At 40.3% G+C, this 15,752-nt stretch carries 10 protein-coding genes; 3 read left to right on the top strand and 7 right to left on the bottom strand.

Translation table 11 applies throughout. The features are described from left to right. Nucleotides 1–34: 34 nt before the first annotated feature. The 7 genes from QSE00_RS20385 to QSE00_RS20355 all read right to left on the bottom strand — a co-directional run bounded on the left by QSE00_RS20385 (nucleotide 35) and on the right by QSE00_RS20355 (nucleotide 11,340). Nucleotides 35–2,434 (bottom strand): ABC transporter permease, encoded by a 2,400-nt coding sequence (locus QSE00_RS20385; protein WP_110354700.1) that lies wholly within the window; start codon nucleotides 2,432–2,434, stop codon nucleotides 35–37. 108 nt (nucleotides 2,435–2,542) lie between these two features. Next, nucleotides 2,543–4,954 (bottom strand): ABC transporter permease, encoded by a 2,412-nt coding sequence (locus QSE00_RS20380; RefSeq protein ID WP_286107287.1) that lies wholly within the window; start codon nucleotides 4,952–4,954, stop codon nucleotides 2,543–2,545. Nucleotides 4,955–5,050: 96 nt separating this feature from the next. After that, the gene (locus QSE00_RS20375) at nucleotides 5,051–7,483 is read right to left on the bottom strand and encodes an ABC transporter permease (RefSeq protein ID WP_286107286.1); all 2,433 of its coding nucleotides are present in this window, start codon (nucleotides 7,481–7,483) and stop codon (nucleotides 5,051–5,053) included. Nucleotides 7,484–7,552: 69 nt separating this feature from the next. After that, a complete protein-coding gene (locus QSE00_RS20370; protein ID WP_286107285.1) occupies nucleotides 7,553–7,729 on the bottom strand; it encodes a hypothetical protein in 177 nt (58 codons plus the stop codon). Nucleotides 7,730–7,967: 238 nt separating this feature from the next. Further along, nucleotides 7,968–8,663, bottom strand: a complete 696-nt coding sequence (locus QSE00_RS20365; protein WP_110354697.1) for an ABC transporter ATP-binding protein — start codon at nucleotides 8,661–8,663, stop codon at nucleotides 7,968–7,970. 78 nt (nucleotides 8,664–8,741) lie between these two features. Continuing rightward, entirely contained in the window at nucleotides 8,742–9,992 is a 1,251-nt protein-coding gene (locus QSE00_RS20360; RefSeq protein ID WP_286107284.1) for an efflux RND transporter periplasmic adaptor subunit, read from the bottom strand. Between the two features lies 1 nt (nucleotide 9,993). After that, nucleotides 9,994–11,340: a TolC family protein gene (locus QSE00_RS20355; protein WP_286107283.1), complete on the bottom strand. Its 1,347-nt coding sequence runs from the start codon at nucleotides 11,338–11,340 to the stop codon at nucleotides 9,994–9,996. Nucleotides 11,341–11,730: 390 nt separating this feature from the next. Between QSE00_RS20355 and QSE00_RS20350 the strand changes: the two genes are divergently transcribed. From QSE00_RS20350 to QSE00_RS20340, 3 genes are read left to right on the top strand one after another with little or no spacing between them, the layout of a single operon-like run. Continuing rightward, complete coding sequence (locus tag QSE00_RS20350) at nucleotides 11,731–13,101, top strand: sigma-54-dependent transcriptional regulator (protein WP_286107282.1); 1,371 nt, start codon at nucleotides 11,731–11,733, stop codon at nucleotides 13,099–13,101. Then, nucleotides 13,094–14,443, top strand: a complete 1,350-nt coding sequence (locus QSE00_RS20345) for a sensor histidine kinase (protein ID WP_286107281.1) — start codon at nucleotides 13,094–13,096, stop codon at nucleotides 14,441–14,443. The genes QSE00_RS20350 and QSE00_RS20345 overlap by 8 nt, the downstream gene beginning before the upstream one ends. A gap of 59 nt (nucleotides 14,444–14,502) precedes the next feature. After that, nucleotides 14,503–15,747, top strand: coding sequence for a cation:proton antiporter (locus tag QSE00_RS20340; protein ID WP_110354692.1), 1,245 nt, complete (start codon nucleotides 14,503–14,505; stop codon nucleotides 15,745–15,747). Nucleotides 15,748–15,752: the final 5 nt, after the last annotated feature.

The following is a 15,752-nucleotide window of genomic DNA, read 5'->3' as shown; positions in this document are numbered from 1 at the left end:
ATTGTTTACTGCCAACTGACCACTGTTCACTTCTTCACTCTGTTCGCAAACTCTTTACCGGATTCGAATTTGCTGCCTTGATAGCTTGAAAACTTACCGTAATAACCGTTACTGCCATGGCACCGAAAACGGCCAAGGCAAAAATCCACCATTCAAGAAGCATGTGGTAGGGATAATCCTGTAACCATCCGTTCATCACATAGTAGGCAATGGGCACCGCAATAAAACAAGAGATAGTGACCAGTTTTAGAAAATCCTTTGAAAGCATAGTCCAAACATTGAACACGGTTGCTCCCAACACTTTTCGTACCCCAATTTCCTTGGTGCGCTGCTCGGCCACAAAAGAGGTTAGCCCAAATAAACCAAGACAGCTGATCAAAATTGCCAAAGCAGTGAAAATTCCGGAAAGTGTTCCAATACGCTCCTCCGAAGCAAATTTTCTGCCGTATTGGCTATCCACGAAATCATACTCAAAAGGAAGATCCGGAAAATGTTCTGTAAAGACCCTTTCTATAATGGCTATATTCTGACTCGCACTTCGGTCGGGATTTAGACGTAAATTATAATAACTGGAATTACCATGTTTGTCAAAAACATAAAGTCCTTGCTTGACGGGCTTATAGGGGGATTGTGTTATCATATCTTCAACTACCCCAATAATTTTCAAAGGTGGACCTGGATCCTCCTCGTCATCCTCTTTTAAAAACTTGCCAACGGGATCCTTGATTCCCATATATTTTACTGCGGTCTGGTTGATCAACACAGCGTTGGAATCGGTTGCGAACTCCCTTGAAAAATCACGGCCTTCAATAATTTTCATACCCAAAGACTTGGCGTATTCCGGGGTCACTTCAGTCCATGCCAAATCTTCCTGAAAACCTTCAGGCTTGCCTTCCCACTCAAATCCACTGCGGTTGGACCAAATCTCGGTAGTGGGACTGCTGGACGCCGACATTTCGATTACCGCACCAGAATTTAAAAATTCACTTCTCATTAAATCGTACTTACCCTCAAAATCTTGACTGAATGTTGGTATTTGAATAAGTCCTTCCTTATTATAACCAACAGGGCGGTTTTTTGCATGGTTGATCTGTTGCATAACGATTACGGTACCTATAATGAAAGCCACCGAAACCGTAAATTGTAGGACCACCAGGATTTTCCTGGGCAACCCTGCATACCTGCCAGATTTAAATGTCCCCTTTAAAACATCCACAGGTTTAAAAGAGGATAAATACAATGCAGGATAACTACCTGCTATCAAGGCCGTAAATAAAATAAATGCTAAAGAGCTGATCCAAAAAATTCCATTGGTCCATGGAAAGGAAATTTCCTTTTTGGAAAGATCATTAAATCCGTTTAAGGACATAATCACTATTACCACAGCCATAAAAAAGGCAAACAATACCACTAAAAAAGATTCACACAAAAATTGATTGATCAACTGATTTCTCTGCGAGCCGATGGATTTCCGGATTCCTACTTCTTTAGCTCTTTTTTCAGATCTGGCCGTACTCAAGTTCATGAAATTTATACAGGCCAAAAGCAATACGAACACCCCAATTATTCCGAAGAGCCATACATATGTTATTCTGCCCCCGGACTGCTTTCCGTTTTCAAAATTGCCACGTAGGTACCAATCCTTCATGGGAAAGAGAAATATTTGTGGATTGAATTCCGCCGTATCTTCATTCAGATCCTTTTTCACATTTAAAATAGCCTCGGTAACTTTTTCCATGGTGGTGTTATCGGCAATCTGAACGAACATTTGAAAGGAGTTGTTCCCCCAATTGTCCACAGCATTTTTCATCCATTCTTGGGTTGCGATTATTTTGTCCCAGGGCATTAAAAACTCGGTGTCATGAAAAGAATTGTTAAAAGGAATATCTTCATATACTGCACTCACCATTACATCATATTGGTTATTGACCTGTACGGTCTTACCAATAGGTTCCTCATCCCCAAAAAGTGCATAGGCGACCGATTCGGACAGCATTACGGAATTTAACTCCCTTAAGCCATCTTTTTCCCCTTTTAAAATTTTTAAGTCCAACATTTCAGGAGCTTCAGGCTGCATAAAGTTCCCGGTTTTGGAAAGGCTCTTGTCCTTGTACTTTAAATATCTTGTTATGTTCCAGGAAGACATAACCAGATGTTCGAAGTTATCTGCATAACCGTCTCTTAAAGCCCTTTCCAAAGGTCTGGGTATAGCTGGCCCCGTACCTGTGGTTCCATTGAAAGTTTGCGACTGAAATACCTGTGCCAACTTATCCTTTTTGGAAAAATAACTATTGTTGGATAATTCATCATTGATCCAAAGACCTATGATGAGCGTTACGGCCATACCCAACGCCAATCCGCCTACATTAATGGCAGTATATCCCTTATTGTTCCAAAGATTCCGCCAAGCGATTTTGAAAAAGTTCTTAATCATGGTTTCTTCGTTTTTTGATTTGATTTGATTGATGATATGCGTTTTAATTCCTAACTATCTACCTCTCCCAATTCATTGTTAATTGCTTATTGTTTACTACTTACTTTTTCACTCCGTTCTTAAACTGTCTACAGGGTTAACAATGGCTGCCTTTATGGTATGAAAACTAACGGTAAACAATGCCACCACTATTACCACAGTGCCCACCCCTAAAAATGTGAGCGGATCTATGGATATACGATTTTCATAATTCTCGATCCAAATCTCCATGGCATACCAGGCCAAGGGGACTGCAATCAATAGACTGAGCAATACCAATTTTAAAAAGTGAATTGATATCATACCAACAATACTATTTACCGATGCTCCCATAACTTTCCGAATTCCTATCTCCTTGGTCCTCAATTCAATCACCATTAATGAAATGGCAAAAAGGCCCAAACAGGAAAGGAATATGGCTATGGCCGATGCAATACCAAAGACTGTGGTCATAATTATTTCGCCCTCGTACCAGGCCTGCAGATTCTCATCTAAAAAGGAAGCTTTGAAGAGGGCATTATCCGTAAGCTTTTCCCAAACTGCAGCGATATGTTCCATCACCATCTGTGGATTATCCGATTTAACCTTTAGGAAAATGTAATTTATACGTTCCGATGCCGATAGATGAATGGCTATTGGATAAGCTTTTTCGGACGGGGAATAGGCATTAAAATCCGGTATTACACCTATGATCCTATTTCCCAATCCTGCTTCTTCCCCTCCAAAATATTTGCCAATGGGATCAGGTTCTCCCATGGCCTTTACAAAACTCTCAGTAACCACGAACGCATTTATTGTATCCGTGGCATAGGCAGGATCAAAATCCCTTCCCTTAAGAATAGGAATTTGCAAAGTCCTTAAAAAGTCATAATCCGCCAAGAGCCAATCGGCCGAAACCTGGTTCTGTTTATAATCGAACCCTACAACAGACCTAACGGTAACCCTATCCAAGCCCCTTCCCAAGTTACCACCTGTCCCAGTAATGGAAACAATATTGGGATCATTTACAAGTTGGTTCCGCATACGCGCCAATATTTTTCTACCGTCTTGCTGGTAACCTACAGGAATACTTATAACCTGCTCCTTTTCAAAACCTATAGGTACTTCCCGTAAAAAATCCAATTGTTGTCCTGCTATCCAACTTATGCAGATCAGCAGGCTGGAAATGGCAAACTGACTCACTAAAAGGCTATTGCGAAGGGCTCCCGGCCTCTTGGTGGAGACCTTACCCTTTAAAACGCCAACCAAACTAAAGTTGGCCATCTTTAAGGCTGGGTATCCCCCAGCAATCAGGGTTACCAATAAAAAGACCCCAAAGATAATGGCCAAAAAAGAGGGTTGGAATAGGGCCGAAATTTCCATACCACCTCCAAATTGTGCATTAAAGGCGGGTATCAATTGGGAAGCTAGTCCCAATCCCAACATAAAACCAACAAAATAAAGCAGAAATGCTTCTCCCCATAACTGCATAAAAAGTTGCCCCTTATAGGCCCCAAGTGTCTTCCTTACCCCCAGTTCACGACTTCTTTTAAAAGAGTTGGCCATGTTAAGGTTTATAAAATTAAAACAGGCAATCAATAGAATAAAGGCCCCCAAGGACATGAGGGCATATACCAATACCTTGGGGGCACTCCTTTCCCCAGAAAAATGAACATCATTAATATTGGTGAGGTCTAAACTCAACAATTCGGAGGATTCCTTTACATCCGGCCTATCGGCCCTAAGTTGTGCCAACTGATCGGGATAGTATTTTTCCACAAAAGGTTCCAGTTTCATAGCAACCTTTTGTGGCTCGCTATTTTTGGAGATTTTAATAAAAACACTGGATCCATTGGAGCCCCAATCATTTTGAAGTTGTGCATAATTGGGAAGCGATTCGGTCCGGGCGACTGCGTCAAATCGAATACTTGAATTCTTTGGGCAATCTTTGACCACTGCAGTTACGGTGTAATATTCAACGTCTTCGCCTCTGCCTATTTTTAGCTCCTTCCCAATGGGATCCGAATTCCCAAAAATGGCTTTGGCCGTAGTTTCACTTAAGGCTATATCCTGCAAACCGGAAAGTGCCGTGCTGCCATTACCGATAAGTACCGGGAAATTGAACACTTCAAAAAAATCCGGATCGGTCCTAACAACCACCCGTTCCAAATTTTTTTCCTCGTATGATAAATTTTCAGGCATCCCCATATTCACCACTATAGCAGTCTCCACTTCCGGAATATCGGTCCTTAAAGCAGCAGCGGCCGGCAATGGCATTTGGGAACTCATTTCAGGACCCTGTGCACTGTTTATATGGCGGAAAGTTCTAAACAGCTGAGGCTTATCCTTGTGGAAAGAATCGAAACTCAGATGAAAATAGGCCGTCAAAAATAAAAGGATACAGATGGAAAAAGCGATGGCCAAACCAAAAATATGGATGGCGGAATGCAATTTATTTCTCCTAATATTCCGCCAAGCGATTTTAAAATAATTCTTAAACATGATTCTCGTTTTGATTTGATTTGATTGATGATATGCGTTTTAATTCCTAACTGTGTACTGCTCCCAATTCATTGTTGATTGTTCACTGCCAACTGTTCACTCCGTACGTAAACTTTTAACAGGATTCACCATGGCCGCCTTAATACTTTGGTAACTTACTGTAAGCACTGATATCAAAACGGCCATAAAAGCAGCCAGAGCAAATATCCACCAAGAAATATCTATTCGATAGGAGAAATCTTCCAACCATTTACCCATGGCATACCAACCTATGGGGATAGAAATTAAAATTGCTATTCCCACAAGTTTTAAGAAATCCAAAGTAAGTTTTGTGGATATTTGGCCCACGCTTGCCCCTAGCACTTTTCTAATTCCAATCTCCTTGGTCCGTTTTTCGGCATTAAAGGCCGCTAGGCCAAAAAGGCCAAGACAGGCAATCAAAATGGATAGTACCGTAAATACCACAAAAATGTGCCCCAACTTTTGCTCTGCTTGGTAGGTCGTATTGAAAGAATCTTCCATAAAACGATAGCTGAACAATTGGCCAGGTGCCACTTTGTTCCAGATATTTTCTATATTGGCTATCACATTTGAAAAATCACCGGCTTTTAGCCTAATGGCCATAGAACCCGTGGAATTTCCGAGAAATAAGCCCAAAGCCCCGATATCTTCCCTTAGAGACGCATAATGAAAATTTTTGACCACCCCGATCACGGTATAAAAAACCTGGCTTTCTAAACCGAGATTCCCAGAAATCTGTGTTCCCAATACTTCATCGGGAGTTACCCCCAATTTTGCAACTGCTGACTCATTAAGTATAGTTGCGGTGGAATCAGTGGGGAAGCGTTTATCAAAATTCCTTCCTGCAATTAGCTGCATGTCCAGGGTCTTTAAATAATCATGGTCTACCACCCAATTCTGCATTTGAAGGGCATTTTCCTGTTCTGTTGAACCTTCCTTAAAAAAGGAATTATCATTGCGGAAAGAAGGGGTAGGCATATAACCGGTCAATGTTGTACTTGCCACTTGGCCCAATTGCATCACTTCCTCCTTAAAAGATTGCACCCGATTTCCCGCGGTATACACATCATCGATAAGCAAGACCCGATCCTTGACAAAACCAAGATCCTTGCTTTGTATGTACTTTAATTGCTGAAAGACCACTAGGGTACTTATTATCAATAAAACGGAAATGGCAAATTGAAAAACGACCAGGGAATTTCGGATCTTTCCTCCACCAATGCTATTCCCTCCCCCACCTTTAAGTACTTTGGCAGTCACAAACCTGGACATAAAAAATGCAGGGTAACTTCCTGAAAAAAGACCTAGAAAAGTTACGGCGGCCAATACGATTATCCAGAAAACAGGATTAATGAACGGTATTAAAATGGACTTTCCGGAAAGGTCATTGAAAAAAGGAAGGGCAACTATGGCAATACCAATGGCCAGTAGCAATGAAATAAATGAAATCAGCCCTGCTTCAATTAAGAATTGCCGTACTAGATCCAGCTTGTTGGAACCCAAGGTTTTTCGAATACCTACCTCCTTGGCCCTTTTTAAGGAATGGGCCGTTGACAAATTCATGAAATTTACACTGGCCAAGAGGATTAAGAACAAACCAATAAAGGAAAGAATATAGACATTTTGAATACTGCTATTGGCACTTAGCTCTATCTCCCTGTTGGAATACAAATGTATATCGGTCAAAGGAATAGTACTATACTTCAAATAATTTCCGGATGCCTCAAAGGATTCCGCAGTAATACCGGGATAGAACTTCTGTACATACGGTAAGATATACGTTTCCAACATTGATTGCAAGGGAGCTTGAAAATCAGCAATATCGGCCCCCGGCAGCAATTTTATAAAGGTGAAATAGTTATGGCTGGTCCATAACATTTGGTTTGCGTCATCAAACCCGGCCATGGCCATTAAAACATCGTGGTCCCTAAGCATTGAGTTTTTAGGGAAATCGGCGACAACTCCGGTTACGGTATAGGTGTCAGTGTTATTCAGCAAAAGGTGTTGCCCCAAGGCATTGTTCATACCAAAGTGCTTTTCGGCCGCTGTTTTCGTTAACACCAAGGTATTTGGTTCGGTCAAAGCAGATTGTACATCACCTACAAGCAAGTCGATGCCGAACATTTTAAAGAAAGTAGAATCCGCAAAAGCCGCATTGGATTCTTTGGTATTGGCTTCAGTTCCCTGTTTTCTTAATAGCAGACTCCCTCGGTTCCTTATTCTTGTCACTAACTCAATTTGCGGAAAATCGCTTTTGATAGCCGCCGCCATAGGAGCACCCACTTGAGCGGACCTCATAATTTTGCCGCCAAATCTGATATCCGAATTTATTCTATAAATACGGTCGGCATCTTTAAACATGGTGTCAAAATTCATCTCATCATAGATGTATAACGATATGAGCAAGCCACCGGCCATACCAATGGCTAGACCGAAAGTATTCAGGAAGGTAAAAAAAGGTTGCCTTTTAAGACTTCTCCAAGCAATTTTAATGTGATTTTGAAACATGATGATTGTTTTTGATGCAGAAATAAGTTCAGCACTTATTTCATTGATGAATAAACTCTATACCTCTTATTAACCTGCAAGGTCTCCATAACCCTGTAGGTTTTCATTACCATGCGGATCCCCGAACCTTATTGGTTCCACTTTCAAATCCCAGGCAAGACCTACAAGGAGGTCCGCAAAAGGCGGACTACAAACACTCCTCCCTTCATGAACCTGCAAGGTCTCCAAAACCCTATAGGTTTTCATTACCATGCGGATCCCCGAACCTTATTGGTTCCACTTTCAAATCCTAGGCAAGACCTACAAGGAGGTCCGCAAAAGGCGGACTACAAACACTCCCCCCTTCATGAACCTGCAAGGTCTCCAAAACCCTATAGGTTTTCATTACCATGCGGATCCCCGAACCTTATTGGTTCCACTTTCAAATCCCAGGCAAGACCTACAAGGAGGTCCGCAAAAGGCGGACTACACCTTGCAGGTCTCCCTAACGCATTGCTCCCATAGCCCTATTATGGCTTTCGGTGGCAATCTGCCCATCAAATAGGTTTACCACTCTATGCGCATAGTGCGAATCCCTATCCGAGTGGGTTACCATCACTATGGTGGTACCTTCCTGATTCAACTCTGTTAAGAGGTTCATTACCTCGATTCCGTTTTTGGAGTCCAGATTTCCCGTAGGCTCATCCGCCAAAATCAACTTTGGATTTGTAACAACGGCCCGTGAAATGGCCACACGCTGTTGTTGACCTCCCGAAAGTTGTTGTGGAAAATGCTTTTCACGATGTGCTATCTTCATTCGCTCCAATACGGCCATTACCTTTTGCTTGCGCTCACTTTTGTTCATTTTAAGATAGATCAATGGCAATTCAACATTTTCAAAGACGGTAAGTTCATCTATCAAATTAAAACTCTGGAAGACAAAGCCCAGATTTCCTTTTCGCAATTGTGTTCGCTGATTTTCCTTTAAATGCCCCACTTCATGTCCGGCAAATTGGTAGCTTCCTGAGGTAGGGTTGTCCAGCATACCTATAATGTTCAACAGGGTAGATTTGCCACAACCCGAGGGCCCCATTATGGCTACGAACTCGCCGTCCTGAACTTTGAGGTTAACATTGTTCAATGCCAGGGTCTCCACTTCTTCGGTCCTAAAGCTTTTTTTAAGATTCTGTATTTGTATCATACTAAAAGGTTTACACGTTAATTAAAGGATGTACTTGCCATCCCATTTGTGACAGTTTTGGATGTATATTTTATGTTTCTATTTCAACACTATATTATCGGCATCTCCAAAACTATCATAGTTGGAGGTAATTACTTTTTCACCGTTCTCCAATCCTTCCAACACTTCATAATATCTGGAGTTTTGTTTTCCTATTCTTATATTCCGCTTTAATGCCTCATTACCATCCGGGTTAACTACAAATATCCATTGTCCGCCAGTACTTTGGAAAAAACTTCCCTTGGGCAGTAAGAGTGCATCACTGGATTCGCCCAACTGTAACTTTATATTATAACTTTGTCCTGCTCGGATGTTCTGTGGTTTTTCACCTGTAAAGACCAAATCTATCTTGAACTTACCATTTCGAACTTCAGGATATACCTTTCTCAACCGCAGGGAATGCTCTATTCCATTGCGCTCAAAAGTTGCATTTAAATCGCGTTTCACACGATCTATATAATGTTCATCTATATCCGCCTCGATCTTATAATCCGTAAGGACATTAATCTGACCAATACGTTCACCCTGACCGATATTCTGTCCTATTTCCGCATCCAAAAACCCTAATTGCCCATCTGCCGGTGCCCGTACATTCAAATGGTCCAAACGTTCGTAAACCATAGTAAGCGTCTTGCGCATACGTTCCAGATCCGTATCCAATCCCGCCAAGGAGGTGCTTCTCATTTCATCGTCATGTTCGGTCTGTAGTTTAACTATATCATATTGCTTTTGGGATAGCTCAAAATTCTCCTTTGATATTAAATACTCTTCCTTCGAAATCAATTCGTCATCATATAAAACCTGGTTCTGTTCAAAATTTCGTTTCAATTTTGTTAACTCGTACTGTGCGTTGGCCAAAGATTTTTTACCCTCCACCTGTCTGGAATCAAATGTTATTTTGGTAGACCTTAGGTCGTTCTGCTTTAGTGCCAAATTGCTTTCACTGTTCAATATTTGCTCATATAGACCAATATTCTCCAGTTTTAGGATAATATCCCCTTTTTGTACCATGGCCCCTTCCTCTATCAGTTTTTCGGTTACACGCCCCCCTTCGTAAGCATCCATGTAAATGGTAGCAATGGGGGCCACCGTACCGTTGATGGTGATATAATCATCAAATTTTCCCTGTACCACCTCTGCGATGGACAATTTATCCTTTTCCGTTCTAAAAGTATGGCCCGTATTAGCTGTTATCATTTTCCAACCCATAAATAGCAGCAAAACCCCAATGGCAATATACCCGTAGTGTTTTGGCCTTAATCCTTTCTTCTTTTCTAATTGTATATCCATTTCAATTGGTGCTATTAATGTTAAAAATAGGTAAGCCTTGGTAAAAAGACAGTGTATTTTGATTAATCTGAAGTAGCAGTTTTACCTGTAAATTTTTATTTTGTGACGTTGCGTACATAGATTTTGCCAGATTGAGTTCCATTATCGTAAACAAGCCCTTTTCATATTTTTTTTGTGCTACTCCAAAAGCCTGTTCTTGCGCCAAAATTTGTTTTTCGCTTTGAATAAGTTCCACGTTTAAGGCCTTGTTCTCCTGGACAAGTTGTTGTATGGCCTTAAAAATTTCCTGCTCCTGTATTTCAAGATTATTTTCTTCCCTCTTCAAAGCAATTTTCTGTTGTTTTATGGCAGAACGAGTAGACCAAGCATTAAAAATGGGAACATTAAGCGAAAAACCCACAAACCTTGAGGCATTGTCCTCAATTTGATTTTTAAATGGAATTGTAACTCCCAAGGTGTCCCTCGTAGTTTCATAAAAACCGGTTCCGTAACCAGTAGCAAACGACAGTGAAGGGTAGAGCCCTCCCCGGGCAACACTCAGTTGTTTTTTAACCGCTTCGGTTCTATACTTTTGGGCCTTGAGAAGGGGAACAAAATCCTTGGCCAAGCCATAAATACTATCTGTCGACAGTTTGTTATCCACCAGTGTCTTGGGAACAATAGGGTTTATTTGTAAGGTATGGGCATTTTCCAGATTCATTTCCTGTATCAGACTAAGCTTTGCTGCCTGTAACAAATTTTCATTCTGGGTAACATTTAGTTGATCCGTGTACAATACGGATTCTGCCTCATACAGATCGGCCTTGGCCTTCAACCCTATTTCAATTTGTTTACTAGCCAGTTTAAAATTGTCTTCCGAGATGGTCAATTGCTCCTTTGAAATTGCCAGGAGACCCTCATAAAACTGAATATCGTGATAGGCCGTCATAATCCTTAGAGCCAGTAAAAATCGCTGCTGTTGTGATGTTTCCTGCGCAGCCTTATACAAAAGCTTTCTTGCCTTAATCGTGTGGACCTTTTGGAAGCCTCGAAAAAGATCTATTGAAGCGCTCAAGGAATAACCATTGGAAAAGAATTCGGTATCAATAATATCATTGGTATTCGGATCTGTAGATCTACCATATCGAATATTATAATCGGCAAAACCATTAACACTAGGAAGCATATCCCTTATTGCCTGGTTATAATTCTCTTTACCAGAATCTTCCTGATATTGATAATCCAGCAACGTAAGATTGTGCTCCAAGGCATAGGAGATGCAATTCTCCAAGGTCCAGTTCTCCTGGCCAGTGACGACAACACTGATAAACAAAAACAAAAGAAGCAATTTTCCTTCAATAAAATTCATAATACAAACAGGGTTAAAAAAATCACCAATCCGACTACTATGTCAAGACATCGTCAAAGTACCCTATTCCAAGTCCATGCCAAATAATTATATTATTGATTTACAGTAAGTTAACTCATATTTAATAAACATAATAAATTCTATTGTAAAATAGTTGTACAACAATTGTCCAATATTTGGACACTTTTAATGGAGTTAAACTTAGATATTGTAGTTTTGATAAAGGGAGTAATTGTCCAAGTGATAGTATAAGGATTGGAAGTAAACTAGATTCAATGCCAAACTTCAGTACGAACAACATACAAATATCTACCCTACTTCTTATAAAGAAAGAGGCGAAATATATAAAAGCCAATCAACAAAAAGAAAAATTGCCTTATCATCAAAATTATGGTCGAAGGAAAAATATTAGTAATAGACGACAATAAAAGTGTTTTGAGTGCCTTGGAAATCTTGTTGCAATTTGAATACACCAACATCACCAGCATTACCAATCCCAATCAATTGTCTTCCTTTCCCGACTTAAGCTCGATTGACGTAGTCCTCTTGGATATGAATTTTTCTGCCGGAGTAAATACGGGAAATGAAGGGTTATTTTGGTTAAAGGAAATCAAGAAAAAGGCACCTCTTACCGCAGTTATCATGATGACCGCCTATGGGGCGGTAGAACTAGCGGTACAGGCGCTTAAAGAGGGAGCATCCGATTTTATTCTCAAACCTTGGAACAACGATAAGTTCCTGGCAACGGTAAAAGCGGCTTATATGCTTCGCAAATCCCAGAAAGAAATCAGTAAATTAAAACAAAAGGAAAGTAATTTAAAGCAGGTAATTAATCAGGACAAAAATTATATAATTGGTAATTCCAGGGCACTCACCGCCGTTTTAAACCTTACCAATAAGGTGGCCAAAACCGATGTAAATGTTTTAATTACAGGAGAAAATGGTACCGGCAAAGAACTGATTGCACGCCAACTGCACCGAATGTCTCCTAGACAAAATGAAGTTTTCATCTCGGTCGATATGGGGTCTATATCTGAAAATTTATTTGAAAGTGAGCTATTTGGCCACCTTAAAGGATCGTTTACCGATGCCAAGGACGATAGGACCGGAAAATTTGAAGCTGCCAATGGAGGTACCTTGTTTTTGGATGAGATAGGCAACCTATCCCTACAAATGCAGGCCAAATTACTTTCGGCCATTCAGAATAAGGTAATAGTACGGGTGGGCTCCAACAAGCCCATTCCTGTAGATATTAGATTGGTCTGTGCCACCAATGGCAATTTGGAACAAATGGTAACCGACGGTCTCTTTAGAGAGGATCTTTTATATCGAATAAACACTATACATATTCAAGTTCCAGCACTACGGGACAGGGGGGATGACATTTTGATCCTCGCTGATTTTTATCTAAAAAAATATAGCGCCAAGTATGCAAAACATGGACTCCGAATAAACGATATTGCCGAAGAAAAGTTGATGCATTACTCATGGCCGGGAAATGTGAGGGAACTACAGCACACTTTGGAAAGGGCGGTAATTCTGTGTGAAGGAAATATTCTGAAACCTACCGATTTTATATTGAATGCGAAACCATCCCAACTAATTCCCACAGGACCTAAAACCTTGGAGGAAATGGAACAAATTATGATTGCAAACGCCTTGCAAAGCCATGACGGCAACTATAGTGCAGCGGCGGCACAATTGGGCATATCCAGGCAAACGCTCTACAATAAAATTAAAAAACAGGATACCAATGGTTAGTAAAAACTTCTATTTCCAAACCATAGGCCGAGTAGTCTTTATTACCGCCACATCCTTAATGCTCGCCTTTCTATTGGTCCGGGAAAACTATGTTTTTAGTGTTCTAACCTTAATTGCACTAGTACTTCAGGCCTTTTATTTAATAAAATATGTAAATGAGACCAACAGAAAAATAGCCTATTTCTTCGATGCTATAAAGAATGAGGATTTCACCCTTAGATTTCCCGAAAAATTGACACTTAAATCTCTTGAAGAGCTTAATCATAGCTTGAATATGCTAAATGAAATGATTCAAAAAATTCATTTAAAAAATCAAACCCAAGAACGATTTTACCAAGAGATCTTAAAACAAGCCGATATTGGCATTTTAGCGATCAACAACAAAGGACATATCCTTTTTGCCAATCCCAGATTGGAGCATATGCTAAATTATACGCCACTTAACCATATTAAACAACTATCCCAAATTGATGAAAATCTCTATCGTGTCTTTAGTGAATTGAAGCCTTTTGAACGTCGCATGTTTCAATTGACCAATGAACGTGAAAAAATTGATTTGGCGATAAAATCCTCATCCTTCAATTTGGATGGACAAGAGTTATTATTGGTAGTTATCCAGGACATCCATCAGGAATTGGACGAAAAGGAAACCGAATCCTGGACCAAATTAATTAGGGTCCTGACCCATGAGATTATGAACTCCATTACACCGATAACCTCCATTTCCGATTCCATTTTAAAATATTACCAAAAAGGAGATAGTACACCTGAAGATGGCTCCGAATATCAAAAGCGCTTTAACAACACCATAAAGGGGTTGGAAGTCATTAAGGATCAAGGGGCGAACCTAATGAGTTTTGTACAATCTTACAGAAGCTTTTTGAACGTTCCTGTACCGGATAAAAAAATTGTATTGGCGCAAAGCTTGTTGGAAAAAGTAAAACTACTGGTAAGCCAAAATCCCGAATTTTCAAACACCTCCATTGAATTGCAAATAGCGACTCCATCCCTGGAGCTTTTTATAGATGAAAAACAAATTACCCAAGTATTGATCAATTTATGTAAAAATGCCTTACAATCCCTATCCAATCAAGAAAACAGTTCCATAAAATTAATCGCCGGTATAGACCCCGCAGGAGAGAAATACATTGAAGTGGAGGACAATGGCCCAGGAATACCGCATGAATTGATCAACGAGATCTTTGTACCTTTTTTTACAACCAAGAATTCGGGAACAGGGGTAGGATTAAGCCTTTCAAAACAAATATTAAGAATGCACGGCGGCAATTTAAAAGTGAAATCAATACCTGACAAGAATACCACTTTTACATTGTTTTTTTAGGCCCAACCTTACTATTAAATAATTCCCAAGCTCTATTTTTGTAATAAACCCACCTTCCTATGGATTATTTTACCATTGCCACAGTACTTATATTTCTTTCCGCCGCCTTTGGCTACCTCAATGTTAGATTTCTAAAACTTCCTAATTCCATTGGGCTAATGTTGATCACTATTTTATTTACCCTCGCGGTGTTTGCTATAAGCGGCGTTAATGACACTTTGTTGAATGCAGAAAAATACATCATAACCCATATCGATTTTAGAACTGTCCTAATGGATGTTATGTTGAGCTTTCTTCTGTTCGCAGGGGCATTGCACACTAATTTCGAACAGCTTAAAGTACAAAGATGGCCCGTATTTGCATTTGCTACCCTTGGGGTGGTAGTCTCTACGTTTCTAGTAGGAACAGCCATGTACTATATTTTGCAAACTACAGGTCTACAGATAGATTATATTTACTGCCTACTATTTGGAGCCCTTATATCCCCTACAGACCCTATTGCCGTACTGGGAATTTTAAAAAAAGCAGGAGTACCCAAAAAATTGGAAACCAAAATTGTTGGCGAATCCCTGTTCAACGATGGGGTGGGTGTGGTCGTATTCTTGACCATTTTTCAGATAGCTTCCTTTGGAAGTAGTGAAATGGGAGCGAGCGACATATTTAAATTGTTTGGTCAAGAAGTAATAGGGGGACTTTTTTTAGGACTTCTTCTTGGATGGGTCACCTTTAGACTTATGAAGTCTATTGATGATTACGACATAGAGGTTATAATTACCTTAGCGGCCGTTATGACCGGTACCGTCATAGCACATCAACTTCATCTTTCTGCACCCTTGGCCATGGTTACGGCCGGATTAATTGTAGGCAATGACAAAGTAAGGAACACGGCCATGTCCGAGAATACAGAAATCTATGTGGATAAATTTTGGGAATTGCTGGATATCCTTTTGAACACCGTCCTATTTGTTCTTATAGGAATGGAAATTTTGGTCCTTACGATTGAACTTAATTATTTTATTGCCGGTTTAATAGCTATTCCCATTGTATTGACATGTAGGTATCTATCTCTTTTACTCCCCATTAATTTCTTTAAGAAAAAATTGGATTTTGTCCCCAACACCAACCTTATTATGACCTGGGGCGGCCTAAGAGGTGGCATTTCCATAGCCTTGGCATTGGGGCTGACCGCTGAAATGCACAGGGACCTTTTCCTTGTTGTTACCTATGTAGTGGTAGTTTTTTCTATTCTGGCGCAGGGCTTGACCGTTGGAAAACTAGTAAAGAAATTGTCCGGGGAACCATAATCCCA

The sequence above is a fragment of the Arenibacter flavimaris genome (assembly GCF_030291335.1).
In the GTDB taxonomy this organism is placed as follows: domain Bacteria; phylum Bacteroidota; class Bacteroidia; order Flavobacteriales; family Flavobacteriaceae; genus Arenibacter.
Note: the sequence above shows the minus strand (reverse complement) of the source record. Positions and strands in the feature narration are given on the sequence as shown.

Bases quoted from the DNA above. Each gene is read 5' to 3' on its own strand.
- QSE00_RS20375 (WP_286107286.1), bottom strand. From the start codon at position 7,483: ATGTTTCAAAATCACATTAAAATTGCTTGGAGAAGTCTTAAAAGGCAA.
- QSE00_RS20370 (WP_286107285.1), bottom strand. From the start codon at position 7,729: ATGAAAACCTATAGGGTTTTGGAGACCTTGCAGGTTCATGAAGGGAGG.
- QSE00_RS20350 (WP_286107282.1), top strand. From the start codon at position 11,731: ATGGTCGAAGGAAAAATATTAGTAATAGACGACAATAAAAGTGTTTTG.
- QSE00_RS20365 (WP_110354697.1), bottom strand. From the start codon at position 8,663: ATGATACAAATACAGAATCTTAAAAAAAGCTTTAGGACCGAAGAAGTG.
- QSE00_RS20380 (WP_286107287.1), bottom strand. From the start codon at position 4,954: ATGTTTAAGAATTATTTTAAAATCGCTTGGCGGAATATTAGGAGAAAT.
- QSE00_RS20345 (WP_286107281.1), top strand. From the start codon at position 13,094: ATGGTTAGTAAAAACTTCTATTTCCAAACCATAGGCCGAGTAGTCTTT.
- QSE00_RS20355 (WP_286107283.1), bottom strand. From the start codon at position 11,340: ATGAATTTTATTGAAGGAAAATTGCTTCTTTTGTTTTTGTTTATCAGT.
- QSE00_RS20385 (WP_110354700.1), bottom strand. From the start codon at position 2,434: ATGATTAAGAACTTTTTCAAAATCGCTTGGCGGAATCTTTGGAACAAT.
- QSE00_RS20360 (WP_286107284.1), bottom strand. From the start codon at position 9,992: ATGGATATACAATTAGAAAAGAAGAAAGGATTAAGGCCAAAACACTAC.
- QSE00_RS20340 (WP_110354692.1), top strand. From the start codon at position 14,503: ATGGATTATTTTACCATTGCCACAGTACTTATATTTCTTTCCGCCGCC.